The 26,851-nt window shown below is 54.9% G+C and carries 21 protein-coding genes; 11 read left to right on the top strand and 10 right to left on the bottom strand.

What is annotated here, in order from left to right:
- Positions 1–4: 4 nt before the first annotated feature.
- From hslV to priA, 4 genes are all read right to left on the bottom strand, one after another.
- Complete coding sequence (gene hslV / locus AAIE02_RS14620) at positions 5–535, bottom strand: ATP-dependent protease subunit HslV (RefSeq protein ID WP_008457544.1); 531 nt, start codon at positions 533–535, stop codon at positions 5–7.
- Positions 536–624: 89 nt separating this feature from the next.
- Entirely contained in the window at positions 625–1,668 is a 1,044-nt protein-coding gene (gene ftsN, locus AAIE02_RS14625; RefSeq protein WP_498532819.1) for a cell division protein FtsN, read from the bottom strand.
- A gap of 89 nt (positions 1,669–1,757) precedes the next feature.
- Entirely contained in the window at positions 1,758–2,792 is a 1,035-nt protein-coding gene (cytR, locus tag AAIE02_RS14630) for a DNA-binding transcriptional regulator CytR (protein ID WP_008457548.1), read from the bottom strand.
- 161 nt (positions 2,793–2,953) lie between these two features.
- Positions 2,954–5,152, bottom strand: a complete 2,199-nt coding sequence (gene priA, locus AAIE02_RS14635; RefSeq protein WP_166995758.1) for a primosomal protein N' — start codon at positions 5,150–5,152, stop codon at positions 2,954–2,956.
- A 206-nt stretch (positions 5,153–5,358) separates the two neighbouring features.
- Between priA and rpmE the strand changes: the two genes are divergently transcribed.
- Complete coding sequence (gene rpmE, locus AAIE02_RS14640) at positions 5,359–5,574, top strand: 50S ribosomal protein L31 (RefSeq protein ID WP_008457552.1); 216 nt, start codon at positions 5,359–5,361, stop codon at positions 5,572–5,574.
- Between the two features lie 105 nt (positions 5,575–5,679).
- Here rpmE and metJ read toward each other — a convergent pair whose 3' ends face one another.
- On the bottom strand, positions 5,680–5,997 hold the full coding sequence (gene metJ, locus AAIE02_RS14645; RefSeq protein WP_008457553.1) for a met regulon transcriptional regulator MetJ: 318 nt from the start codon (positions 5,995–5,997) through the stop codon (positions 5,680–5,682).
- Positions 5,998–6,273: 276 nt separating this feature from the next.
- Between metJ and metB the strand changes: the two genes are divergently transcribed.
- From metB to metF, 3 genes are all read left to right on the top strand, one after another.
- A complete protein-coding gene (gene metB, locus AAIE02_RS14650) occupies positions 6,274–7,434 on the top strand; it encodes a cystathionine gamma-synthase (RefSeq protein WP_008457554.1) in 1,161 nt (386 codons plus the stop codon).
- Positions 7,435–7,436: 2 nt separating this feature from the next.
- Positions 7,437–9,869: a bifunctional aspartate kinase/homoserine dehydrogenase II gene (locus AAIE02_RS14655; RefSeq protein ID WP_008457555.1), complete on the top strand. Its 2,433-nt coding sequence runs from the start codon at positions 7,437–7,439 to the stop codon at positions 9,867–9,869.
- 230 nt (positions 9,870–10,099) lie between these two features.
- On the top strand, positions 10,100–10,990 hold the full coding sequence (gene metF / locus AAIE02_RS14660; RefSeq protein ID WP_008457556.1) for a methylenetetrahydrofolate reductase: 891 nt from the start codon (positions 10,100–10,102) through the stop codon (positions 10,988–10,990).
- A gap of 69 nt (positions 10,991–11,059) precedes the next feature.
- On the opposite strand, the gene AAIE02_RS14665 is transcribed toward metF, so the two are convergent.
- The 3 genes from AAIE02_RS14665 to argE all read right to left on the bottom strand — a co-directional run bounded on the left by AAIE02_RS14665 (position 11,060) and on the right by argE (position 17,172).
- Positions 11,060–12,793, bottom strand: a complete 1,734-nt coding sequence (locus AAIE02_RS14665; RefSeq protein ID WP_336983486.1) for a phosphoethanolamine transferase CptA — start codon at positions 12,791–12,793, stop codon at positions 11,060–11,062.
- Positions 12,794–13,133: 340 nt separating this feature from the next.
- Entirely contained in the window at positions 13,134–15,785 is a 2,652-nt protein-coding gene (gene ppc, locus AAIE02_RS14670; RefSeq protein WP_166879269.1) for a phosphoenolpyruvate carboxylase, read from the bottom strand.
- 235 nt (positions 15,786–16,020) lie between these two features.
- Positions 16,021–17,172, bottom strand: coding sequence for an acetylornithine deacetylase (gene argE, locus AAIE02_RS14675; protein ID WP_034808745.1), 1,152 nt, complete (start codon positions 17,170–17,172; stop codon positions 16,021–16,023).
- A 186-nt stretch (positions 17,173–17,358) separates the two neighbouring features.
- Between argE and argC the strand changes: the two genes are divergently transcribed.
- The 5 genes from argC (at position 17,359) to oxyR (ending at position 23,017) form a co-directional block, all read left to right on the top strand.
- Positions 17,359–18,363 (top strand): N-acetyl-gamma-glutamyl-phosphate reductase, encoded by a 1,005-nt coding sequence (gene argC, locus AAIE02_RS14680; protein ID WP_498532820.1) that lies wholly within the window; start codon positions 17,359–17,361, stop codon positions 18,361–18,363.
- A gap of 16 nt (positions 18,364–18,379) precedes the next feature.
- Positions 18,380–19,156, top strand: coding sequence for an acetylglutamate kinase (gene argB / locus AAIE02_RS14685; protein ID WP_156107012.1), 777 nt, complete (start codon positions 18,380–18,382; stop codon positions 19,154–19,156).
- A 30-nt stretch (positions 19,157–19,186) separates the two neighbouring features.
- Positions 19,187–20,404: an argininosuccinate synthase gene (locus AAIE02_RS14690; RefSeq protein ID WP_336709064.1), complete on the top strand. Its 1,218-nt coding sequence runs from the start codon at positions 19,187–19,189 to the stop codon at positions 20,402–20,404.
- A gap of 78 nt (positions 20,405–20,482) precedes the next feature.
- Positions 20,483–21,856: an argininosuccinate lyase gene (gene argH / locus AAIE02_RS14695; RefSeq protein ID WP_008457569.1), complete on the top strand. Its 1,374-nt coding sequence runs from the start codon at positions 20,483–20,485 to the stop codon at positions 21,854–21,856.
- A gap of 243 nt (positions 21,857–22,099) precedes the next feature.
- On the top strand, positions 22,100–23,017 hold the full coding sequence (gene oxyR / locus AAIE02_RS14700) for a DNA-binding transcriptional regulator OxyR (protein ID WP_008457571.1): 918 nt from the start codon (positions 22,100–22,102) through the stop codon (positions 23,015–23,017).
- On the opposite strand, the gene sthA is transcribed toward oxyR, so the two are convergent.
- Entirely contained in the window at positions 23,000–24,400 is a 1,401-nt protein-coding gene (gene sthA / locus AAIE02_RS14705; RefSeq protein ID WP_008457573.1) for a Si-specific NAD(P)(+) transhydrogenase, read from the bottom strand. The genes oxyR and sthA overlap by 18 nt on opposite strands.
- Before the next feature lie 196 nt (positions 24,401–24,596).
- Between sthA and fabR the strand changes: the two genes are divergently transcribed.
- Complete coding sequence (gene fabR, locus AAIE02_RS14710) at positions 24,597–25,238, top strand: HTH-type transcriptional repressor FabR (protein ID WP_039289193.1); 642 nt, start codon at positions 24,597–24,599, stop codon at positions 25,236–25,238.
- An 11-nt stretch (positions 25,239–25,249) separates the two neighbouring features.
- On the top strand, positions 25,250–25,606 hold the full coding sequence (locus tag AAIE02_RS14715; RefSeq protein WP_008457577.1) for a YijD family membrane protein: 357 nt from the start codon (positions 25,250–25,252) through the stop codon (positions 25,604–25,606).
- A 40-nt stretch (positions 25,607–25,646) separates the two neighbouring features.
- On the opposite strand, the gene trmA is transcribed toward AAIE02_RS14715, so the two are convergent.
- Positions 25,647–26,747 (bottom strand): tRNA (uridine(54)-C5)-methyltransferase TrmA, encoded by a 1,101-nt coding sequence (gene trmA, locus AAIE02_RS14720; protein ID WP_008457579.1) that lies wholly within the window; start codon positions 26,745–26,747, stop codon positions 25,647–25,649.
- Positions 26,748–26,851 lie beyond the last annotated feature (104 nt).

Consider the following 26,851-nt stretch of genomic DNA (forward strand, 5'->3'; position numbering starts at 1 on the left):
ATCCTTACGCTTTAGACGGTAATTCTTCGATGGTATGGAAGTGGTTGGTATAAACGCAGATATCACCTGCAATATCCAACGCTTTCACAGCGATATCGCGCGCGCCCATTTCGGTATTTTCCAGAAGGGCACGGGCTGCGGCCTGGGCGTACGGGCCGCCGGAGCCAATGGCAATCAGATCGTTTTCAGGCTGGATGACGTCCCCGTTACCGGTGATGATCAGCGACGCGCTTTCGTCGGCCACGGCCAGCAGCGCTTCAAGCTTGCGCAGCATGCGGTCGGTACGCCAGTCTTTCGCCAGCTCAACGGCGGCTTTCACCAGGTGACCCTGATGCATTTCCAGCTTGCGCTCAAACAGTTCGAACAGCGTGAAGGCATCCGCAGTACCGCCGGCAAAACCCGCGATCACTTTATCGTTGTACAGGCGACGTACTTTTTTGACGTTACCTTTCATGACGGTATTACCCAGCGTGGCCTGGCCATCGCCGGCAATAACCACATGGCCGTTACGACGTACACTTACTATTGTTGTCACGATCGGACCCCTTTTGCATCAGCTAAACAGGAGCCCTGCGCGGTGCGCAGGGCCTAATGCCATTATAAATGGGGGGCAATTTTGGGGTTTCAACCCCCGGCGGCAAGACGAATACAGCTGGTATGTCCAGCCATCTTCAGCCGATTGATGGTGCCATCGGCATTGTCTTTACCTTTGATTGGCCCAATAACGACGCGGTTCCAGCCGTTATTGGTGGTAATGCGGGAGTCAAAGCCTTCAAACGCCAGCTGAGCACGAACGGTTTCCGCCTGCTCGCTGCCTTTAAATGAACCACACTGCACCATCCAGCGTTTTTCATCCTTTTTCTCCTGAGCAGCAGGAGCCTGCTTAGCCACTTCTGGCTCACGCGTAATTGGTGCAGGCTGAGCTTCACGCTGAGCCGGTTTGGTTTGCTGTGGCGCTTTTTGCTGGCTGTGCGGTGGCGTTTGCAGCAGATCCTGATACGGCTGCTGATTATTTGCCGTAGAGGTTTTCGGCTGTTGCTGCGGCACAGTTTTTGGCTGTTGATAAGGCTGCGTGGTTTGTTGCGTGTTACGCGGCTGCTGGTATGGCTGTTCCGCTACACGCTGCTGAACGCGAGGCTGCTGCGTCTGCGTGTTCCACTGCTGCTGTTGCACAGGCTGAGTTTGCTGCACAATCTGTTTCTGGCGCTGCAGCGTTTGCTGGCGCTGGGCAGGGGTTTGCTCATTCCACGGGACTTCATTCAGCTGCGTAGGCTGCTGGCGCATATCCGCCTGCATTTGCTCCAGCAACTGGCGCTGTTCGTTGGTTAGCTGGCTTTGATTCATGACTTCGCCGCCGGCTGTCGGTTCGGTAGGCGCACGTACGCCAGGCTGGCGGTTTTCCAGCTCTTTAATGTAACGCCAGCGCTCTTCCGGTTTTGGCGGCAGGCCATTGCCGGTCACTTTGTGGCCAGGGAGCGCGTCAATCTCTTCTTTCTTATGGTGAGTAATAAAGTAAAGAGCGCCGACAAAGGCCACCACGACTGCGGCCGCAATGGCAACCATCGTTGGAGAGACGGAGGGCAGACTACGTTGCTTTTTGCGGGGTGTACTTTTTTTGCGCCGCGTCCCTGCCGATTGCCCGCGGCTTACATAATCTCGTTGTGCCACTATCGTTTCGCTGTCTTTATTCGTTTATCAGTCCGCCATGTTACTTAAGGGGCGGGGCTTTGACCAGTTTATGCAGTCTTAAAAACGGCTCAATTTCTGCTGCCGGGCGCGGCAGTGCTGCCTCGCTCAATAAGATCGCAGTCCAGCAGGCGTGAGCCGCTGTTAACGTTTTGGCCGTTCATGTTGTCCAGCAATAGCAGCATAGCTTCCTTACCAATATCGAAACGGGGTTGTGCGACGGTGGTGAGGGGCGGGTCACAGAACTGCGACAGGGCAATATCGTCGAAGCCCATAATCGATAAATCTTCCGGGACTTTAAGCCCGCTGCGCTTTGCCTGAGACAGCGCCCCTAGCGCCATCACGTCGCTATGGCAGAAAATGGCGGTTGGGGGTTCGGGCAGGGCAATAAGCTGTGCCAGCGCTGCGGCGCCTGCTTCATAGGTAAAATCACCGCGCGCAATATAGTGAGGATCGACGACGATGCCGTTGCGGCGAAGCGCCTGAACGTATCCCTGTAAGCGATAATGGCAAAGCGGCATTTCTTCAGGCCCGGCAATACAGGCAATGCGCTGATGCCCGAGCTCTTGCAGATAGTAAACGGCGTTAAAGGCGGCGGTCAGATTGTCGATATGCACCGTGGGCAGTTCCAGCTCAGGGGCAAACTCATTGGCCATGACCATCGGCGGCAGATTGCGTTGCTCTTCTTTGCTGGCGTCAAACGGCAGGCGTGAGCCCAGCAGCAGCATGCCATCAATTTGTTTGGTGATGATCAGGTCGATGAAAGTTTTTTCCTGCTGATTTTGGTGGGCGCAATCGCCAATCAGCACGAGATAGCCGTGTGAAGCTGCGGTAACTTCAATACCGCGAATGATTTCGCTGAAAAACGGATCGCAGATATCCGGCACGATGACCAGAATAGTGCGTGATTCGCTGCGTTTGATGTTACGCCCCAGAGAATGAGGCAAATACCCCACTTCAATCGCCGCCTGTTCCACGCGATTACGGGTACTTTGTGAAACTTTGTCCGGGTTCATTAAGGCGCGGGATACCGTTGCAGTAGACACTTTTGCCTGCACGGCGACATCTTTCATGGTGGCATTCACCACCGGTTTCTTCGGCTTCACTTCTTCTCCTCACATGCACGCCGCTATCGTCAACACTCCTGTGTGTCTGACAGTCATCACATTCTTAGCAGAAGTTGGCTGTAAGCGGTTACAAATTTTTCACAAGAAATGTGATGAGTATTAGATTTTTCGATCGGCTTCGCATAACCAGCCCGATTGTGCTACCCGTCGATAGGGTCAACATCCAGCATCCATTTCACTTTCCGGGCTTCGGGGAGCGTGTTGATCAGCGTGAGTGAATGGCTGACCAGTTTTTGCAGGCGCCCGCGCGATGGATGCTGCAACAAGATTTGCCAGCGAAAACGCCCGCCGCGTTTGGGCTGCAGCGAGGGAACTGGCCCCATGATCCAGAGCTGCTCATCGCGCAGCGGGCTGGCCTCCAGCAGATTACGCAATTGCTGCAAAAATAGCGGGGCCTGGTGGTTGTTCTGATCTTCGGCCCGAATCAATACATGGCTGGTGTACGGCGGCAAAAATACCGTTTGGCGCTCGCTCAATGCCTGGCTGGAAAACGCATCGTAGCCTTTGGTCAGCAGAGTTTGCAGCAAAGGGTGTTCAGGATGGTGCGTTTGCAGCAGGACTTCACCTTGCTTACCGGCTCGCCCCGCTCGACCAGAAACCTGGACGTAGAGCTGGGCAAAGCGTTCGGCGGCACGGAAATCTGCGGAGAAAAGCGCGCCGTCTACGTCGAGTAAGGCGACCAGCGTGACATCAGGGAAGTGGTGCCCTTTAGCCAGCATTTGTGTGCCGATAAGAATTCTCGCGCCACCCCGGTGCACTTCGGCCAGCTGCTGTTCCAGTGCGCCTTTGCGGCTGGTGGTATCGCGGTCGATGCGGGAAATCGGTACGTTCGGGAACAGCGGCTCAAGGCTGTGTTCAAGCTGTTCGGTCCCCATTCCCACCGGAACCAGATGCGTGGAGCCGCACTGCGGGCACTGCTGCGGGATCGCGCGCTGGCTGTCGCAATGGTGGCAACGCAGATGGCGCTGGCCCTGGTGCAGCGTGTAGTAATGATCGCACCGTGCGCATTCCGCAATCCAGCCGCATTCGTGGCAGAGCAGGGCAGGTGCGAAGCCGCGGCGGTTAAGGAAAAGGATCACCTGGTTATCTGCGGCAAGATGCTCGCCTATCTTTTTGAGCAGTGCAGGGGCTAAGCCGGCTTTGAGCTGCTGCCCTTTCAGGTCGATAACCTGCTGGTGAGCCGGGCGTGCGTTTCCGGCACGTTTAGTCAGGCGTAGCTGGCGATATTTTCCCACCTGAACATTGTGCAGAGTTTCTAATGCTGGCGTTGCCGAGCCGAGAATGATCGGAATGTTTTCGGCATGCGCCCGGTAAACGGCTAAATCGCGAGCGTGATAGCGCCAGCCTTCTTGCTGTTTATAGGAGCTGTCATGTTCCTCATCGATGACGATGACGCCGAGACGGCAGAACGGCGTGAACAGAGAAGAACGAGTACCAATGACGATGGCCGCCTCACCGCTGCGTGCTTTTAGCCACACGCTGAGCCTTTCACTGTCATTCAGCCCGGAGTGCAGGACTTCAACCGGCGCGTTAAAACGCTCCCGGAAGCGGGCGATAGTTTGCGGAGTCAGGCCAATTTCGGGCACCAGCACTAAAGCCTGCTTGCCCTGCGCCAGCACATTTTCAAGCACACTGAGGTAAACCTCAGTTTTGCCGGAGCCGGTGATGCCGGCGAGCAGCCAGGCGGAGAAATGGTCAGATTCGCTGTGGATAGCCCCCACGGCGGTGGCCTGTTCCGTATTCAGTCTCAGCCGCTCACCGGCAACGGCATAGCTTGCCCGCCAGTCTTCTTCCGCAGGCGCCGCGCTTTTTAAATCACACAGGCCTTTTGTTCTCAGCGCCTGTAACCCCGGCTCACTGATTTCCAGCTCGCCGATTTGATGCCGCCAGACGATATTGTGCCGCAGCGCCGCCAGTGCCTGCTGCTGTTTAGGCGCGCGTTTGAGACTGTTCAGATCAACGGCTTTTCCTTCTTCCGTAGCAAACCAGTACCAGAGCGGAGCATGGTGCGCAGGTTTCCCCTGGCGAAGAAGAATTGGCAGAGCGTGAAAGAGCACTTCGCCAATCGGGTGATGATAATACTCCGCAGCCCACAGCAGCACGCGCCAGAGTGACGGCGTGAACAGCGAGCGCCCATCGAGAACTTCACCAACGGGCTTGAGTTTTTCCAGCGGCAGATCGCTCGACTGGCTGACCGACATGACGATACCGACAGCTTCGCGTTGCTTGCCAAACGGCACCTGTACGCGGCAGCCTGCGCTAACCTGCACGCCTTCTGGCAGCAGATAGTCGAAGGTACGGGCCAGCGGAACCGGCAGTGCAACGTGGGCTACGGGCATGAAAGCATCCAGGCTGAAAAAAATGACGTATTAGTGTACACTGAGCGCTTGCAAAATTGCGGATCAGTTTGCACCGGGTGAGCAATTTCTGTATGATTCGCCGCCTTTGATGCGCAGTTTTGGTATCAAAAAACCTAATTTATTAACATCGCGTGGTGTCTGGCGTTAGGGCTGGAAGAGCGACGCGGCCTTTACCGAGGTTTACCATGAAAAAAGATATCCATCCTAAATACGAAGAAATTACTGCAAACTGCTCTTGCGGTAATGTTATCAAGATCCGCTCCACCGTAGGTCACGATCTGAACCTGGACGTATGTGGTCAGTGCCACCCGTTCTACACTGGTAAACAGCGTGATGTTGCTACCGGCGGCCGTGTTGATCGCTTCAACAAGCGCTTCAGCGTACCAGGCGCGAAGAAATAAGTTTCGCACTCTGGAAAGAGAAAGGCGCCTGAAGGCGCCTTTTTTGTGTCTGTTATCCGGTAACGCAATAAGAAAAGGCGCCCGCAGACGCCTTAACATCAGATCTTAATATTCCCACGTATCCGGATCGATCCCCAGTTCACGCATAATGACCTTCGCATCTTCCGGGATTTCATCGCTGCGCTCTTTACGCAGGTCAGCATCGTTCGGCAGCGGCTGGCCGGTGAAGGCGTGCAAAAAAGCTTCACACAGCAATTCACTGTTGGTCGCATGACGCAGGTTATTCACCTGGCGACGCGTGCGCTCGTCGGTGAGGATCTTCAACACTTTCAGAGGAATGGAAACCGTAATTTTCTTTACTTGTTCACTCTTCTTACCGTGCTCAGCGTAGGGGCTGATATATTCGCCGCTCCATTCAGCCATGAGATACCTTAATCCTCTTAATCTATGAAAACGTGCCAAAGCCGGGTAAATCCGCGGCGTTGACGATTATCTCTTTTAGTGTACAGCACAGGATAACCCTTTCCTGAGCGCGAAACTCAGACATATACACTCTAAAACGCATAATTTTAACGGCTATTTGCCTTTTGCTCAATCTATACGCAAAGAGGTTTAGATGTCCAGATGTATTGACGTCTATATTGCGGTTGTTTACTCTGAGGCCTGACTTTTATTCGACCAGCAAGGATCGGGCACACCATGACGCGTAAACAGGCAACCATCGCAGTTCGTAGCGGTTTGAATGATGACGAGCAATACGGCTGCGTCGTTCCACCTATTCACCTGTCCAGTACCTATAACTTTACCGGCTTTAATGAACCGCGTGCCCATGATTATTCACGCCGGGGTAACCCAACGCGCGACGTAGTACAGCGGGCGTTAGCGGAGCTGGAAGGCGGGGCTGGGGCAGTAATGACCAATACCGGCATGTCGGCCATTCATCTGGTCACCACCGTATTCCTGAAACCTGGCGACCTGCTGGTGGCGCCTCACGACTGCTATGGTGGCAGCTACCGCCTGTTCGATAGTCTGGCAAAACGTGGGGCTTACCGCGTTTTATTCGTCGATCAGAATGATGAAGAGGCTTTAAACTCTGCGCTGGCGGAAAAACCAAAGCTGGTACTGGTAGAAAGTCCAAGTAACCCATTGTTGCGCGTCGTGGATATTGCGAAAATCTGTGCCGCATCGCGTGAAGCGGGTGCGATTAGCGTGGTGGATAACACCTTCCTGAGCCCGGCACTGCAAAACCCGCTGGCGCTGGGGGCCGATCTGGTTCTGCACTCTTGCACCAAGTACCTCAACGGCCATTCGGATGTGGTTGCAGGCGTTGTTATTGCAAAAGATCCTGCCACGGTCACCGAACTGGCATGGTGGGCGAATAACATTGGCGTCACCGGCAGCGCATTTGACAGCTACCTGCTGTTGCGTGGCCTGCGCACTCTGTCGCCACGTATGGAAGTGGCTCAACGTAATGCTCAGGCCATTGTTGAGTTTCTCAAGCAGCAACCGTTGGTGAAAAAGCTGTATCATCCTTCACTGCCGGAAAACCAGGGCCACGAGATTGCGGCCCGTCAGCAAAAAGGGTTTGGCGCGATGCTGAGCTTTGAGCTCGACGGTGACGAGCAAACGCTGCGTCGTTTCTTGGGGGCGCTGTCGCTGTTTACCCTGGCGGAATCGCTGGGGGGCGTGGAAAGCTTGATTTCTCACGCCGCAACCATGACACATGCGGGCATGGCGCCGGAGGCACGAGCTGCCGCCGGCATTTCTGAAACGCTGCTGCGCGTTTCAACAGGTATAGAAGATAGTGAAGATTTAATTGCCGATCTGGAAAATGCCTTCCGGGTCGCTGCCGAGGGGTAAGCATGAGTGTTTCAGCACCAGCAGGGACGCCGGTTCGTCAACTGCACAAGTTTGGGGGCAGCAGTCTTGCCGATGTGAAATGTTACCTGCGCGTGGCGGGTATCATGACCGAATATTCCAGACCGGGTGACATGATGGTGGTTTCGGCCGCCGGCAGTACCACTAACCAGTTGATTAACTGGCTTAAGCTGAGCCAGAGCGACAGGCTTTCCGCGCATCAGGTTCAGCAAACGCTGCGCCGCTATCAGAGCGACCTTATTAGCGGTTTATTGCCGCCGGAAGTGGCGGATGGCCTGATTGCCGGGTTTATCCACGACCTTGAGCGCCTTGCTGTTCTGCTGGACGGTAAAATGACCGATGCCGTTTATGCAGAGGTTGTTGGTCACGGGGAAGTGTGGTCGGCGCGTTTGATGGCGGCGGTGCTGAATCAGCAGGGCGTTGAAGCCGCCTGGCTGGACGCCCGCGATTTTATGCGTGCTGAACGTGCGGCCCAGCCACAGGTTGACGAAGGCCGTTCCTGGCCGCTGCTGCAAAACTTGCTTGCCCAGCACCCGAATAAACGCCTGGTTGTGACCGGTTTTATCTGCAGCAATGAAGCGGGTGAAACTGTGCTGCTGGGGCGTAACGGTTCTGACTATTCAGCGACGCAGATTGGCGCGCTGGCTGGCGTTTCTCGCGTAACTATCTGGAGCGACGTGGCCGGGGTTTACAGCGCGGATCCGCGTAAAGTGAAAGATGCCTGCCTGTTGCCTCTGCTACGCCTGGATGAAGCCAGCGAGCTGGCTCGTCTTGCCGCGCCGGTGCTACACGCTCGTACATTACAGCCCGTATCCGGCAGCGATATCGACCTGCAACTGCGCTGCAGCTATTCACCAGAGCAAGGTTCGACCCGTATTGAGCGCGTTCTGGCGTCCGGCACGGGTGCCCGGATTGTCACCAGTCACGACGATGTTTGCCTGATCGAATATCAGGTGCCGTCGCATCAGGATTTCAAGCTGGCGCAAAAAGAGCTGGATATGATCCTCAAGCGCGGTCAGGTGCGTCCACTGTCGATTGGCGTGCATCCCGATCGTAATTTACTGCAGCTTTGCTACACCTCGGAAGTCGCCAACAGCGTGCTGCAACTTCTCCAGAATGCCAGCCTGCAGGGCGAGCTTCGTCTGCGTGAAGGCCTGGCGCTGGTGGCAATGGTCGGGGCCGGCGTTTGCCGTAACCCGCTGCATAGCCACCGTTTCTGGCAGCAGTTGAAAGATCATCCCGTGGAGTTTATCTGGCAGTCGGAAGACGGCATTAGCCTGGTGGCCGTGCTGCGCGTAGGCCCAACGGAAAGCCTGATTCAGGGGCTACACAAGTCGCTGTTTCGTGCTGAGAAGCGTATTGGTCTGATGCTGTTCGGCAAAGGCAACATCGGTTCCCGCTGGCTTGAGCTGTTTGCCCGCGAACAGGAAATTCTCTCCGCCCGTACCGGGTTTGAATTTGTGCTGGCTGGCGTGGTGGACAGCAGCCGTAGCTTGCTGAATTACGACGGTCTGGATGCCAGTCGCGCGTTGGCCTTCTTCAATGATGAGGCAGTTCAGCAGGACGAAGAGTCGCTGTTCCTGTGGATGCGGGCTCATCCGTATGATGATTTAGTGGTACTGGACGTGACCGCCAGCGAGCAACTCGCCGATCAATACCTGGACTTCGCCAGCCATGGCTTCCATGTGATCAGCGCCAATAAGCTTGCCGGCGCAGGGAACGGCCAGAAGTATCGCCAGATTCGTGATGCGTTTGAGAAAACGGGCCGGCACTGGCTGTATAACGCCACGGTGGGCGCAGGGCTGCCGGTTAACCATACGGTTCGCGACCTGCGTGACAGCGGCGATGCTATTCTGGCTATCAGCGGTATTTTCTCGGGGACGCTTTCATGGCTGTTCCTGCAGTTTGACGGCACAGTGCCGTTTACAGAACTGGTTGATCAGGCCTGGCAGCAGGGGCTAACCGAGCCAGATCCGCGCGTGGACCTGTCCGGTAAAGACGTCATGCGTAAGCTGGTGATCCTGGCCCGTGAGGCGGGTTATGACATCGAGCCGGATCAGGTTCGTGTGGAATCTCTGGTGCCCGCAGGTTGTGAAGGCGGCTCCATTGACCATTTCTTTGAAAACGGTGATGAGCTGAACGAGCAAATGCTGCAGCGGCTCGAGGCTGCCCAGGAGATGGGGCTGGTGCTGCGTTATGTGGCCCGGTTTGATGCGAACGGCAAGGCTCGCGTAGGGGTTGAAGCCGTGCGGGCAGAGCATCCGCTTGCCGCTCTGCTGCCGTGTGACAACGTCTTCGCGATTGAAAGCCGCTGGTACCGTGACAACCCGCTGGTGATCCGCGGGCCTGGCGCCGGGCGCGATGTTACCGCCGGGGCCATTCAGTCCGATCTGAACCGCCTGGCACAACTGCTGTAGTTTCTTTCCCGCACTCTCTTTCTTTGGAAGAGAGTGCGTTTTCCTGTATGTCCCTTTCTCCGTTTCTCCTGAAAAAAATTCATCTTATGTGAGAATTCCTCCACATTTTGTGGTGACATTTTCATTGACGCCTTTCGCCTTTTCGGTCATCTTTCTATCTGGACGTCTAAACGTCTGGATAGCAATAAGACGCCACCACACGATAACGATGCGATTGACGAGGTAAGGGTATGAGCTTTTTTCACGCGAATCAGCGGGAAGCGCTGAACCAGAGTCTGGCCGAAGTGGCCGGGCATATTCATGTTTCCTTTGAGTTTTTCCCGCCGCGCAGCAGTGAAATGGAACAAACCCTGTGGAAGTCTATCGACAGGCTAAGCATCCTGAAGCCAACGTTTGTTTCTGTGACCTACGGGGCGAACTCCGGCGAGCGTGACCGTACCCACAGCATCATCAAAGGCATCAAAGAGCGTACCGGCCTTGAAGCAGCTCCGCATCTGACCTGTGTCGATGCAACGCGAGATGAACTGCAGGCGATTGCGCAGGACTACTGGAACAACGGCATCCGCCATATCGTTGCATTGCGTGGTGATCTACCGCCTGGCAGCGGTAAGCCGGATATGTATGCTTCTGACCTGGTGGGGCTGCTCAAGGAAGTCGGCGACTTTGATATTTCCGTTGCGGCCTATCCGGAAGTCCATCCCGAAGCCAAAAGCGCCCAGGCGGATTTACTCAGCCTGCGCCGTAAAATTGAAGCCGGTGCTAACCGCGCGATTACTCAATTCTTCTTTGATGTTGAAAGCTATCTTCGCTTCCGCGATCGCTGCGCGGCCACAGGCATTGATGTCGAGATAATCCCGGGTATTCTGCCTGTCTCAAACTTCCGGCAGGCGAAGAAATTTGCCGATATGACTAACGTGCGTATTCCGTCGTGGATGGCACAAATGTTTGAAGGCCTGGATAACGATGCCGAAACCCGCCAGTTGGTGGGCGCGAACATTGCCATGGATATGGTGAAAATCCTGAGCCGGGAAGGCGTGAAGGATTTCCACTTCTACACGCTTAACCGGGCGGAAATGAGCTATGCGATCTGCCACACTTTAGGCGTTCGACCCAAGCTGTAGACATTGATTTCACATAAAAAAGCCCCGTTCAACTGTGAGCGGGGCTTTTTACTTTACGGGCTAAAAGCGTTACTGATTACTGCCGCTATCGCCGTAAGGCAGCGCATCGTAATCCCGCAGCGCATTTTTATCATACGGGTTACCAATCCAGCGGGTCGCTTCGACAAACTGCGGGCTGGTGATGGCCCGTGTTGCGTCGTAGCCGTCATAGCTTAAACCGGCTAAATCAGACCAGGTATGAATCAGTTCTGAGCTGCTGTATTTGCGGTTTATATCTCCCGAGAAGTCACGCGGGTGGGCCTGCTGCCAGGTCGGTGACGTCCAGACGATGAACGGGATGGTGTACATATGACGCGTAGGTTTGTTTTCGTTACGCCCCTGGGTCTGATGCGGCGGTGTGTCGTAAACCTCTTCCCCGTGGTCAGAGAAATAGAGCAGGAAGCCGTTAGGATCGCTGGCCTTGTAGTCTTTGATCAGCGTGGAAACCACGTGGTCATTAAACAGGTTGGCGTTATCGTAACTGTTGTAGGATTCTTGCTGATCTTTGGTTAATCCAGCCGGTAAATCGTCCGTTTTACCATCAAACTTGTTCCAGTTTTCCGGGTAGCGGAAGTCATACCGAATATGCGTGCCGAGCAGGTGCACAATAATGAATTTTTTCGGTGCAGGGTCGGCCAGAACCTCTTTAAACGGCGCGAGGACGTTCGTGTCGTATTCGCGCGCGCTCTGGGTACGCTGCTGGTTCATATAATATTGTTTGTCGGTCTGCTTCGAGAATACGGCCAGCATGGTGTTGCGTTCGGTCATGGTCTGCTGGTTAGTGATCCAGAAGGTTTTGTACCCGGCCTGCTTCATCAGGTTCATCAGCGAAGGCTTAGTCAGGTAGAGGTCCGGATCTTTCTCGTCTGCAAACGTCAGCGCCTGCTGCAGAATTTCAATGGTGTAAGGACGTGAAGTGACGACGTCATTAAACACCGTCATTTGCGGGTCAGTTTTATGCAGCTCATCCAGCTCTGGCGTTGTCTGGCGGTGGTAGCCGTACAGGCTCATGCGGCCACGCTGCGTTGACTCACCAATAACCAGTACCAAAGTGCGCGGCGCATTACCAGAGGCGTCTTTCAGGTTAGCCAACGGCGGCAGCGCATTGTTGGACGTTAGCAGGTTATTCAGGCTGTCCAACTGCTGGCGATATTCGGTATAGGCGACGATAAACTGCCAGGGGGCCGCAGGCTCAAGGCGATAAGAAATACTGGAGAAGGATTCGCCAAGGCTGCGTTTGTTGATAAGCCACTCTTTACCCACCGGATTGAGCACCAGGCCGAACAGGATGGCGAAGGAAACCAACCAGCGCCACGGGTTTGGAATATAAACCGGGCGCAGACGGGTCCAAAGAAAGATGGCACCCAGCGTATAGGCAACCGCAATGAGCAGCAGCTTCAGGCTGAAATACTGACTCAGGTATTCGCTGGCCTCGCTGGCGTTTGTTTCGAACATCACAAACAGAACGCTTTGCGAGAACTCCTGCCCGTAGACGACGTAGTAACCCAGGGCGGCGATTGAGGCTGCCCAAAGGATAACGCCAATAACGGCGGCAATAATGCGCGTACGCTGTGGAAACAGAAATACAGGAATAAACCACAGAGAGCTAAACAGTAAGGAGTCACGCAGCCCCGTTGTACCGCTGTAGCCTGTTGTTAAGATGGCAATCTGCAAAACCGAGGAAAAATACCAAAAGTAGAGTAAAACCCATCCAAGGGCTTTAATGCTGAACTTACGTTCAGACTGTTTCAATGTGAAGTGCATACTCTTGCCTGTGCTATTAAATTATCATTAACCGTAATGAGAAAACCTTAAGTAAGCCTTAGTTATGAACGCTACGATGGCTTGTACTCACGAAAAAAGTCACCCATTGCTGGGTGACTTTTGCGCACAATATAGAAAATGTGTCGGAATAATGACAGCGTAATTTCAGGCTTGTTCCGGGGATATTTATACGGCCAATGCTTTTGGTTTTTTGTTGTTTATTTGTTGAAGATGGCGGGGGCAACAAACGTGTTAAGTACGTTGAGTGCCGATGAGCGTTTTCACTAGTTAGAAATAAAAACCCCCGCGTTTGCGGGGGAAATGACGAAGCTAAAAAATCTTAGCCGGTATTACGCATCCCGGCGGCAACCCCGGCGATGGTGACCATCAGGGCTTGCTCTACGCGGGCATCAGGCGCTTCGCCTTTCTCTTCCGACTGGCGCGAGCGGTGCAGCAGTTCGGCCTGCAGGACGTTCAGCGGATCGGTATAGATATTACGCAGGGTAATCGACTCGGCAATCCACGGTAAATCTTCCATCAGGTGTGAGTCGTTGGCGATATCCAGCACGACTTTGATGTCGGCTTCCAGCTGGTCACGTAGCTGTTTGCCCAGTTTCCACAGCTCTGGCTTCACCAGGCGCTGATCGTAGTATTCCGCCAGCCAAAGGTCGGCTTTGGCAAACACCATCTCCAGCATGCCAAGGCGAGTGGAGAAGAACGGCCAGTCGCGGCACATTGTTTCCAGCTCGCTTTGCTTGCCTTCTTCCACGACCTTTTGCAGCGCCGCGCCTGCGCCCAGCCAGGCCGGCAGCATCAGGCGGTTTTGGGTCCAGGCGAAGATCCACGGGATCGCACGTAAAGATTCTACCCCGCCGTTTGGACGACGTTTAGCTGGGCGAGAGCCCAACGGCAGTTTGCCCAATTCCAGCTCCGGCGTGGCGGAACGGAAATACGGCACGAAGTCTGTGTTCTCGCGAATATAGCCGCGATACATCTCGCAGGACGTCGCAGAAAGTGAGTTCATGATCTGAATCCACTCTTTCTTCGGCTCTGGCGGCGGCAGCAGGTTAGCTTCAAGGATCGCGCTGGTGTAGAGCGACAGGCTGCTGATGGTGATTTCTGGCAGGCCGTATTTAAAGCGAATCATCTCACCTTGCTCGGTGACGCGCAGGCCACCTTTCAGGCTGCCTGGTGGCTGAGAAAGCAGAGCTGCGTGCGCTGGCGCACCGCCACGGCCAATGGAGCCGCCGCGCCCGTGGAATAACGTCAGGGCGATACCGGCTTTCTCACAGGTTTTGATCAGCGCATCTTGCGCTTCATATTGCGCCCAGGATGCGGCCATCACGCCAGCATCTTTCGCCGAGTCGGAATAGCCAATCATCACCATCTGTTTGCCCTGGATAAAGCCACGGTACCAGTCGATATTCAGCAACTGGGTCATGACGTCGTCGGCGTTATTCAGGTCGTCGAGGGTTTCAAACAGCGGCGCAACCGGCAGGGCGAAGGTACAGCCCGCTTCTTTCAGCAGTAGGTGAACGGCCAGCACGTCTGACGGCGTCTTGGCCATCGAAATAACGTAGGCAGCAATGGAACCGCGTGGCGCTTCGGCTACCACTTTGCAGGTTTCCAGCACTTCCTGAGTGTCAGCGCTTGGCTCCCACTGGCGAGGCAGCAGAGGGCGCTTGGAGTTCAGTTCGCGGATCAGGAAGGCTTGTTTATCAGCCTCTGACCAGCTTTCGTAGTCGCCGATGCCAAGATAGCGGGTCATTTCGCCCAGCGCTTCGCTGTGGCGCGTGCTTTCCTGGCGAATATCAATGCGTACCAGCGGCACGCCGAAGCATTTCACGCGGCGCAGGGTGTCCAGCAACTGCCCGTTAGCAATGATGCCCATGCCGCAGGCCTGCAGGGATTGATAACAGGCGTAGAGCGGATCCCAAAGCTGCTCGTTTTGAATGAGCAGACCTTCCGGCTTCGGCAGACGCTGGCCTTTCAGGCGGGCTTCAAGCCAGGCCTGGGTGGAGAGCAGCTGCTGGCGCAGGCCTTTCATGATGTGGCGGTAAGGTTCCTGGCCGGCATCCGGCCCTGCCAGTTCGCTAAGCTCCGCCGTGCATTCCACCATCGACAGCTCGGAAACCAGGACCGCGATATCGCGCAGGAACAGGTCGGTGGCTTTCCAGCGGCTGAGAAGCAGGACGTGACGGGTGATTTCGGACGTTACGTTCGGGTTGCCGTCGCGGTCGCCGCCCATCCAGGAGGTAAAGCGTACCGGGACGAAGTCCACCGGCAGTTTGTAATTCAGATTCTCTTCGAGCTGTTCGTTAAGCTCACGCAGGTAGTTTGGCACCCCTTCCCACAGACTGTTTTCTACCACCGCGAAGCCCCATTTGGCTTCGTCGACCGGGGAAGGGCGATGCTTACGAATTTCGTCGGTATGCCATGCCTGAGCAACCAGCTGACGCAGGCGGCGCATGATTTGGTTGCGCTCGTAGTCGGCGAGATCGCTGTGGTCGAGCTGCTTCAGACAGCTGTTCACTTCAACCAGTTTATGAATCAGGGTACGGCGAGTGATCTCGGTAGGGTGAGCGGTGAGCACCAGCTCCAGAGAGAGAGACTCAACGGCTGCCCGAATGTCTGCTTCGCTGATGCCCGGCTGACTTTTCAGTTTTTGCAGCGTTTTAGCGATGACTTCTGGGTTGCTGGCCGCTTCGCCCGTCGCGGAGATACTGTGGTACTGCTCTGCGGTGTTGGCAAGATTAAGAAACTGGCTAAAGGCGCGGGCGACGGGCAGCAGTTCATCATTTGAGAGGTTCTGCAGCGTGCTCAGCAGCTCCTGACGATTGGCTTCATTACCGGCGCGGGAGGACTTGGATAACTTACGGATCGTTTCTACGCGGTCGAGGATATTTTCTCCCAGCGCATCTTTGATGGTATCTCCGAGCAGTTTTCCGAGCATGCTGACATTACTTCGCAAAGCAGAATAGCGTTCGTTCATATGACTCCAGCCCAATCTATTATGTAACTTAATTTCACCCGTGAAGGTTCAACACCGCCTTTTATAAAGCCACGTCATAAACCATTCGTCAATTGCTACGAAATCGTTTCAGCAAACGAGGAAATGACGCGAATTTATGAAATTTAATTACCAACTTCGCATATAAGCATTTCTTATAGGAATACTGATTATTCCAGATTAAAAAGGGGGTAAAACCCCCTTTTACCGCGATTAATTAATGCCAACAAAAATGATGCACTACCTGAGTGATTAACTCCCGGGTTGGCTTGATGAAGCGGGTATCGATGTATTCATCCGGTTGGTGAGCCTGGTTGATGGAGCCAGGACCAAGCACCAGCGTTGGGCATACGGTCTGGATAAACGGTGCTTCGGTGCAGTAGTTCACCACTTCCGTTTGAGCGCCGAGCAGTTTCTCAACGACCTGCACGAGCTGGTGGTCCGGCGGGCATTCGTAGCCTGGGATCGGCGGATGAAGTTCAGAGACCGTCAGGCGACCAGGCCAGCGCTGGCTTACCGGTTCTAATGCTTCGGTCAGTAAACCGTTCAGATCGTTTAATGTCATACCCGGCAGCGGGCGAATGTCCATGTGAAGTTCGCAACATGCACAAATGCGGTTTGCCGCGTCGCCGCCGTTAATGTGCCCTAAGTTGAGGGTTGGATACGGCACGGTGAAGGCGTCATGGTGATAGCGATCTTTCAGCGTATTGCGCAGCGTGAGAATGTGGCCGATGGCATCATGCATCAGTTCAATGGCGTTAACGCCTCGCGCCGGATCGCTCGAGTGGCCGGACTGCCCCAGAATACGAATGGCGTTAGACAAGTGTCCTTTGTGCGCACGTACCGGCTGTAGCGATGTCGGTTCACCGATGATCGCACAGTCCGGGCGAAGCGAGGTTGTTTCAGCGAAATAGCGTGCACCTGCCATGGTGGTCTCTTCATCGGCGGTGGCCAATATGTAGAGCGGCTTTTTCAGGGTTGTCACATCCACGTCGCGCAGGGCATCCAGAATGAACGCGAAGAACCCTTTCATGTCGGCGGTACCCAGGCCGTAAAGCTTGTTGTCGTGCTCGGTCAGGGTAAACGGGTCCCGCGTCCAGCGGCCATCGTCGAACGGCACAGTATCGGTGTGCCCTGCCAGTAACAGGCCGCCAGCGCCCTGGCCGCTGCTCGCCAGCATATTGAATTTATTGCGAGTGCCTGGCACAGGCTGAATTTCGACGTTAAAACCGAGGTCGCGGAACCAGCCCGCCAGTAAATTGATTAAAGACTCATTGCTTTGATCCAGCGCGCTGTCGGTGGCGCTGATGGAAGGTGTCGCGATCAGGGCGCGGTAGATCTCGATAAAAGGCGGTAATTTCATCTTCACTGTTGACAGGCCTTAGGTTAGGATAGTATCAATATTCATGCATTAATTGTGAATAAAAATACAATAACGTTGAGCGTAAAGGAACAGTTAAGCGTTCCGGTGAATAAAAAACCACGCTAACGGACGTGGGTGAAAGCGTCAGGCTGGCACTCTGAGCAGACCGAAAAGACAAGGTGAACGACCCAGATGTTGAATACGCTGATTGTGGGTGCAAGCGGTTATGCAGGCGCAGAGCTTGTAAGCTATTTGAATCGCCATCCTAATATGAACATAACCGCTTTGACGGTTTCAGCGCAAAGTTCAGATGCAGGAAAATTGATATCTGATTTGCATCCGCAGTTAAAGGGCATTGTTGATCTGCCGCTGCAGGCGATGTCCGACATCAGCGAGTTCAGCGAGGGTGTGGATGTGGTGTTCCTCGCCACCGCCCACGAAGTCAGCCACGATCTGGCTCCGCAGTTCCTGGCGGCAGGCTGCGTGGTGATCGATCTCTCAGGCGCGTTCCGCGTTAACGACCCGGCGTTCTATGAACGTTATTACGGTTTTACCCATCAGCATCCTGAGCTGCTGGAAAAAGCGGTTTATGGCCTGGCCGAATGGCAGGGTGCTGCGCTCAAAGAGAGCAATTTAATTGCCGTGCCGGGCTGCTATCCGACGGCGTCTCAGCTGGCGCTGAAGCCGCTGATTGATGCCGATCTGCTGGATTTGAACCAGTGGCCGGTGATCAACGCCACCAGCGGCGTCAGCGGTGCCGGGCGCAAGGCCGCGATTTCCAACAGCTTCTGCGAAGTTAGCCTGCAGCCTTACGGCGTGTTTAATCATCGCCATCAACCAGAAATCGCTACCCATCTTGGCGCGTCGGTGATTTTCACCCCGCACCTCGGCAATTTCCCGCGTGGCATTTTGGCGACGATTACCTGTCGCCTGAAAGCTGGCGTTACGCAGCAGCAGATTGCGGAGACGTTTAGCCAGGCTTACGGCGACAAGCTGCTGGTTCGCCTGTACGAAAAAGGCGTTCCGGCGCTGAAAAATGTGGTTGGCCTGCCGTTCTGCGACATCGGCTTTGCCGTGCAGGATGAGCACCTGATTGTTGTTGCCACCGAGGATAACCTGCTGAAAGGTGCCGCGGCGCAGGCAGTACAGTGTCTTAATATTCGTTTTGGCTTCGCCGAAACGCAGTCCCTTATTTAACCGTCGGTCGGGTGAAATGATGAATCCTTTAATTATCAAATTGGGCGGCGTGCTGCTGGATAGCGAAGAGGCGTTGGAGCGCCTGTTTACCGCGCTGGTGAACTATCGCCAGTCCCATCAGCGTCCGCTGGTGATTGTTCACGGCGGCGGTTGCCTGGTGGATGAGCTGATGAAGAAGCTGGCGCTGCCGGTACAAAAGAAAAACGGCCTGCGTGTGACGCCTGCCGACCAGATTGACATTATTACCGGTGCGCTGGCGGGCACGGCCAACAAGACGCTGCTGGCCTGGGCGAAGAAGCATGGCATTAACGGCGTTGGCTTGAGCCTCGGTGACGGGGATAGCGTTACGGTGACTCAGCTTGACGAAGCGCTTGGTCACGTCGGCCTGGCTAAACCGGGTTCGCCAAAACTGATTAATACGCTGCTGGAAAACGGCTTCCTGCCGATTGTTAGCTCCATCGGTGTGACCACTGAAGGCGAGTTGATGAACGTCAATGCGGATCAGGCGGCAACGGCGCTGGCCGCAACGCTCGGCGCGGATTTGATTCTGTTGTCCGATGTGAGCGGTATCCTGGACGGTAAAGGTCAGCGCATCGCTGAGATGACGGCGGCCAAAGCCGAACAGCTGATTGAGCAAGGCATTATTACCGACGGCATGATTGTGAAAGTGAACGCGGCGCTGGATGCGGCCCGTACCCTGGGACGCCCGGTGGATATTGCCTCATGGCGCCACGCGGATCAGCTACCCTCTTTATTCAACGGTGTGGCTATCGGCACCCGGATTCTGGCATAGACAAAGAATAGTTTTAACAAGGACAAGACAATGCAAAATCACGGCATCAAAAAAATCGTTCTCGCATACTCTGGCGGCCTCGACACTTCAGCCATCATTCCATGGCTGAAAGAGAACTACGGCGGCTGCGAAGTGGTCGCCTGCGTGGTGGATATCGGTCAGGATCGTGAAGATCTGAAAGGCGTTGAGCAGAAAGCGCTGCGCTCCGGGGCGTCTGAGTGCTACGTGGTCGATGCACGTGAAGAGTTTATCAGCGACTATGTTTACCCTGTACTGCAGACCGGGGCGCTGTATGAAGGCAGCTATCTGCTCGGCACTTCTATGGCGCGTCCGCTGATCGCTAAAGCGCTGGTGGATGTGGCGAATAAAGTGGGCGCAGATGCGCTGTGCCACGGTGCAACCGGTAAAGGTAACGACCAGGTGCGTTTTGAATCTACCTGGGCCGCGCTGGCTCCTCATCTGAAGGTTGTTGCCCCGTGGCGTGAGTGGAACCTGCGTTCCCGTGAAGCGCTGCTCGATTACCTGAAAGAGCGTGATATCCCGACGACGGCCTCACTGGAAAAAATCTACAGCCGTGACGAAAACGCCTGGCACATTTCTACCGAAGGCGGCGTGCTGGAAAGCCCGTGGAATGCCCCGAACAAAGACTGTTGGGTGTGGACCGTTGACCCGCAGGAAGCGCCGGATCAGGCTGAACAGGTCACTGTGACCGTTAAGCACGGCAAAGTTGTGGCCGTGAACGGCGAAGCGATGAGCCCATTCAAGTGTCTGGAAACCCTGAACGCTATCGGGGCCAGGCACGGTATAGGCCGTATCGATATCGTTGAAAACCGTCTGGTGGGTATTAAGTCTCGTGGTTGCTATGAAACCCCAGGGGGCACCATTATGATGGCTGCTCTGCGTGGCGTTGAGCAGCTGGTGCTGGATCGTGACTCTTTCAAATGGCGTGAGCAGTTGGGTCTCGAAATGTCCTACGTCGTGTACGATGGCCGCTGGTTTGCACCTCTGCGTAAATCTCTGCAGGCATCTGCCGAGTCGCTGGCGGAAGAAGTGAACGGCGAAGTTGTGCTGCAGCTGTATAAAGGCCAGGTGACGGCGATTCAGAAAAAATCCCCGAACAGCCTCTACAGCGAAGAGTTTGCGACCTTTGGCGAAGATGAAGTTTACGATCACAGCCACGCGGGCGGCTTTATCCGTCTGTTCTCGCTCTCTTCCCGTATCCGTGCGCTGAACGAACTTAAGAAGTAATTTTTTACCCTCACGTGTTCCCAGGCCGGGAATGCGTGAGGGGCAAACGAATATCAATATGATGAATGGAGCATGATTATGGCACTTTGGGGTGGGCGTTTTACTCAGGCAGCCGATCAACGGTTTAAGCAATTCAATGACTCTTTACGCTTTGACTATCGCCTGGCTGAGCAAGACATCGTAGGTTCTGTCGCCTGGTCCAAAGCGTTGGTCACCGTGGGCGTGCTGACTGAAGCTGAGCAACAGCAGCTTGAGCAGGCCCTGAAAGTCTTGCTGGAAGAAGTGCAGGTTAACCCGCAGGCTATTCTGGAAAGCGACGCGGAAGATATTCACAGCTGGGTGGAAGGCAAGCTGATCGATAAAGTCGGTGCGCTGGGTAAAAAACTCCACACTGGCCGTAGCCGCAACGATCAGGTCGCCACCGACCTGAAGCTGTGGTGCAAAATGCAAATCAGCGAGCTGCTGGCTGCCACCCGCCAGGTACAGCAAGCATTAATTGAAACAGCCGAAGCCAATCAGGATGCGGTGATGCCGGGTTATACACACCTGCAGCGCGCGCAGCCGGTCACTTTTGCTCACTGGTGCCTGGCGTACGTCGAGATGCTGGCGCGCGATGAAAGCCGTTTGCAAAGCACTCTGCAGCGCCTGGACGTCAGCCCTCTGGGCAGCGGCGCGCTGGCAGGCACCGCCTATGAAATTGACCGCGAACAGCTTGCCGGCTGGTTAGGTTTTGCTTCCGCGACCCGCAATAGCCTCGACAGCGTTTCTGACCGCGATCATGTGCTGGAACTGCTGTCCAACGCTTCTATCGGCATGGTTCACCTGTCCCGTTTTGCAGAAGATCTGATCTTCTTCAACACCGGGGAGGCCGGTTTTGTTGAGCTGTCCGATCGCGTGACTTCTGGTTCCTCCCTGATGCCGCAGAAGAAAAACCCGGATGCGCTGGAGCTGATCCGCGGCAAGTGCGGCCGCGTGCAGGGCGCCCTGACCGGTATGATGATGACCCTCAAAGGCCTGCCGCTGGCGTATAACAAAGATATGCAGGAAGACAAAGAAGGCCTGTTCGACGCCCTCGATACCTGGCTTGATTGTCTGCATATGTCCGTGCTGGTGCTGGACGGCATTCAGGTTAAACGTCCTCGCTGCCAGGAAGCCGCTGAGCAAGGCTATGCCAACGCCACCGAGCTGGCGGATTACCTTGTTGCTAAAGGCGTGCCGTTCCGTGAAGCTCACCACATTGTCGGCGAGGCTGTCGTGGAAGCGATTAAACAAGGTAAAGCGCTGGAAGCCTTAACCCTGGCCGACCTGCAGAAATTCAGCGCGGTTATTGGCGACGACGTTTATCCGATTCTGTCGTTGCAATCCTGCCTCGACAAGCGCGCCGCGAAAGGCGGTGTTTCACCTAAGCAGGTTGCTCAGGCTATCGCCGACGCGAAACAGCGCCTGGTCTAATCCCCTCGAAATTTGAACAAAAAAAAAGCGGACATACTGTCCGCTAAAAGTTCACGTTGGCTTTAATAATTCGTCAGGTTCAGAGAACAGAGAGTCTCTGCAGCCGCGCGTCGTTCCGGGGTAAGTCAGAGCGATGCGCCTTGCTGTTGCTGGCTATTATTCACCAACATTGCTTGATAGGGATAATCGTTCGTTGCTATGCTATCTATCGCCATGAACTATCGTGGCGCAGGAGGATAGAGAATGAATATTCGAGATCTTGAATACCTGGTGGCGCTGGCCGAGCACCGCCATTTTCGTCGGGCAGCGGATGCCTGTCACGTTAGCCAGCCGACCCTGAGCGGCCAGATTCGCAAGCTGGAAGATGAACTGGGCGTTATGCTGCTGGAGCGTACCAGCCGTAAAGTGCTGTTCACCCAGGCGGGGTTGCTGCTGGTGGATCAGGCGCGGACGGTGCTGCGTGAAGTCAAAGTACTGAAAGAGATGGCAAGCCAGCAGGGCGAAGCCATGTCCGGCCCGCTGCATATTGGCCTGATCCCAACCGTGGGGCCTTACCTGCTCCCGCAAATTATTCCTATGCTGCATCAGACTTTCCCTAAGCTGGAAATGTATCTGCATGAAGCCCAGACCCATCAGCTGCTGGCGCAGCTCGACAGCGGCAAGCTGGACTGTGCCATTCTGGCGCTGGTAAAAGAGAGCGAAGCGTTTATCGAGGTGCCGCTGTTTGATGAGCCGATGGTGCTGGCGGTTTATCAGGATCACCCATGGGCGAACCGTGACCGTGTGCCGATGTCCGATCTGGCCGGTGAAAAGCTGCTGATGCTGGAAGACGGGCACTGCCTGCGCGATCAGGCTATGGGCTTTTGCTTTGAAGCGGGCGCGGATGAAGATACCCATTTCCGGGCAACAAGCTTAGAGACGCTGCGTAACATGGTGGCTGCAGGAAGTGGCATCACGCTTTTGCCAGCCCTGGCTGTGCCGCATGAACGCCAGCGAGACGGCGTAGTTTATCTGCCGTGTTATAAACCAGAACCGCGTCGTACCGTCGGCCTGGTTTATCGTCCGGGATCGCCGCTGCGCAGCCGCTATGAGCAGTTGGCAGAGGCCATCCGCACGCAGATGGATGGCCATTTCGACTCAGCGCTAAAACAGGCGATTTAAGCCGTTAAGCGCCGCTACCCGATAGGCTTCTGCCATTGTTGGGTAGTTAAAGGTGGTGTTAACGAAGTACTCAATGGTGTTACCGCCACCTTTCTGCTCCATAATCGCCTGGCCGATGTGAATGATTTCGGCCGCGCGCTCGCCAAAGCAGTGGATCCCCAGAATCTCTTTCGTCTCACGGTGGAACAGAATTTTCAGCGTCCCAACGTTCATACCCACGATTTGCGCCCGCGCGAGATGTTTAAACTGCGCCCGGCCCACTTCGTAAGGTACTTTCATCGAGGTTAGCTGTTGTTCCGTTTTGCCCACGGAGCTGATTTCTGGAATGGTGTAGATGCCGGTCGGAATGTCTTCGATCAGATGCCCCGTGGCTTCCCCTTTCACCAGCGCCTGAGCGGCGATACGGCCTTGATCGTAGGCTGCTGAAGCCAGGCTTGGATAACCGATCACGTCACCCACCGCGTAAATATGCGGCAGCGCGGTCTGGTACATGCTGTTGACCTTGATGAGTCCACGGCTGTCGGCTTCGAGCCCGATATTTTCCAGCGCCAGTGAATCTGTATTCCCGGTACGTCCGTTGGCGTAAAGCAGGCAATCCGCCTTCACTTTTTTGCCGGACTTCAGAGAGACAATCACGCCGTCGTCCACGCCTTCAATCTTCTCAAACTCTTCGTTGTGGCGAATAACCACGCCGCTGTTCCAGAAGTGATAGGAAAGTGAATCCGACATTTCCTGATCGAGGAAAGCCAGCAGGCGATCGCGAGTGTTGATCAGATCAACTTTGACGTTCATCCCGCGGAAGATCGATGCGTACTCACAGCCGATCACCCCGGCACCATAGATGATCACGTGGCGCGGTTCGTGATGCAGGCTGAGAATTGAGTCGCTGTCGTAGATACGTGGGTGGGTAAAATCAACTTCTGGCGGGCGGTAAGGGCGAGAACCGCAGGCAATGACAAACTTCTCGGCGGTGTAGGTTTCGACCGACCCATCGTGGCACAGAAGTTCGACAGTGTGCTCATCCACAAAGTGCGCATCGCCCTGCAGCATCTCGCAGCGGTTACGCTCGTAAAAGCCCTGGCGCATGCGGGTTTGCTGGTTAATCACGCTGTCGGCGTGGTTCAGGATGTCGGCAAAAGAGGAGCGAAGAAGGTGAGTGTGGTCGCTGTATAACGGGTTTTGATTGAATTCAATAATGCGGCTGACGGCGTGGCGGAGGGCTTTCGAAGGGATGGTGCCCCAATGGGTGCAACCGCCGCCGACATTGTGGTAGCGCTCAATCACCGCTACCCTGGCTCCTTGTTTCACCAGCCCCATGGCGGCACCTTCGCCTCCGGGACCGGAACCAATCACTATTGCGTCATAATCGTAGGTTTGTGGCATGGTAAGGCTTACCTGTTTTTATACATAAAGGCAACACGATGGTAACATCAACCAGGAATTTCCCCAATTCTCGTTGTGCTTTTTCCCGCCTGGGCAGGTCAATGTTCCGTAAACAATCATTCACAATACACTATAAAAGCGGTAGCTTGATTCTCTGATATAGTTCCAGCTCTGTTTGAAGGATTCAGGCAATATGATGGGTGTAAGAGCGCAACAAAAAGAGAGAACCAGGCGTTCTTTAGTCGAGGCAGCATTTAGCCAGCTAAGCGCCGAAAGAAGCTTTGCCAGCCTGAGCCTGCGTGAAGTTGCCCGCGAAGCCGGTATTGCGCCAACGTCATTTTATCGCCATTTCCGCGATGTTGATGAACTCGGTCTTACAATGGTAGACGAAAGTGGCCTGATGCTGCGGCAGTTAATGCGGCAGGCGCGGCAGCGCATCGCCAAAGGCGGCAGCGTGATCCGTACCTCAGTGTCAACGTTCATGGAGTTTATCGGCAATAACCCTAACGCTTTCCGCCTGTTGTTGCGTGAACGTTCAGGCACGTCTGCGGCGTTTCGTGCCGCGGTTGCCCGTGAAATTCAGCACTTCATTGCGGAACTTGCCGACTATTTAGAACTCGAAAATCGCATGCCTCGCAGCTTCACCGAAGCGCAGGCGGAAGCGATGGTCACGATTGTTTTTAGTGCAGGTGCCGAAGCGCTGGACGTTGATATTGAACAGCGTCGCCAGCTCGAAGAGCGACTGGTGTTGCAGCTACGTATGATCTCGAAAGGGGCTTACTACTGGTATCGCCGGGAACAAGAAAAAATGGCACTGGCTCATTTATCCGAAGAGTGAAGGAACGAGCAATGAAACAGTTACAAGATAGAGGTACGCTGGCGCTGGCGTTAATCGCTGGTCTGTCGATTAACGGATCTTTTGCCGCGCTGTTCAGCTCGGTTGTTCCGTTCTCGATATTTCCTATTATTGCTCTGGTGCTGGCGGTTTGTTGCCTGCATCAGCGCTATCAGAACCGTACGATGCCGGTTGGGTTACCGAGCCTTGCTGCAGCCTGTTTTGTGTTAGGTGTGTTGCTTTATAGTTCAGTGGTTCGCGTTGAATACCCGGCGATTGGCTCTAACTTTATCCCTTCGATTCTGTCGGTGGTTGTGCTGTTCTGGATTTTGTTTAAAGTTCGCTCCCGCAAATCAGAAGCGGCTGAGTAAGCCCGATAAATAGCAAAAAGGACGCCGAGGCGTCCTTTTTCTATTTGCGCGTGAGCAGTACGCCGCATTCCATGTGATGCGTGTACGGGAACTGGTCAAACAGCGCCAGACGGGTGATGCTGTGAGTCTGGGATAATGTTTCCAGGTTCTCGCACAGCGTCTGTGGATTGCAGGAGATATAAAGGATGTGCGGGTAGGCCTGAACCATTTTTACCGTGTCAGCATCCAGGCCGCTGCGCGGCGGATCGACAAAAATGGTTTCGCACTGATAGCTTTTGAGATCGATTCCCTGCAGGCGGTTAAACTCCCTTACGCCGTTCATCGCCTGGGTAAACTCTTCCGCCGCCATGCGGATAATCTGCACGTTATCAATATTGTTGGCTGCGATGTTGTACTGCGCCGCAGCCACGGACGGTTTAGCGATTTCGGTCGCCAGCACACGGTCGAAGTTGCGGGCCAGAGCCAGCGAGAAGTTGCCGTTCCCGCAGTAGAGTTCCAGCAGGTCGCCGCTTGAATTTTCTGTCGCGCTCAGCGCCCATTCCAGCATCTGAATATTCATGGCCGCGTTTGGCTGAGTGAAGCTGTTCTCAACCTGGCGGTAAATCATCTCTTTACCGGCAACCGGCAGGCGTTCGTCGATAAAATCCTGGTCCAGCTCAATCTTGGTTTTTGTTGCACGGCCAATCAAATGCACGTTAAAGCCGCGGGCGCGCAGGCTGTCGCGCAGCGCCTCGGCATGCTGCTGCCATTCATCATCCAGCTTGCGGTGGTAGAGCAAAGACACCACGGCCTGATTGCTCAGGGTAGTCAGGTAGTCAATCTGGAACAGCTTGTGGCGCAGGGCTGGAATATCGCGGACGCCATCCAGCATAGCTGGCATCAGGGCGTTAATCAGCTCGCTGGCCGCCGGGAAGCTGTTGACCCGGATACGGCTTTTAGTCTGCTGATCGAACATGATGTGATACAGGTCATCACCTTCATGCCAGATGCGGAACTCAGCTCGCATGCGGTAGTGACTTACCGGTGAGCGGAATACCTCCGGGGCCGGTGCGGCAAAAGGCGCCATCATGCCTTCGAGGCGAGTGACTTTTTCCGCCAGTTGCGCGTCGTACTGATCTGTCGGGAGGTGTTCAGGGGTCATGGCTAGCCATCCAGTCGGTCAATGAATACAAACTACGCGGCGATTGTAGGGATTCGCCCCGGGATGTCCAGCCCGATCGTGTTAAGAAGTTCAGCCGGAAGTCT

The sequence above is a fragment of the Cedecea sp. Ae19-4 genome, assembly GCF_059801165.1.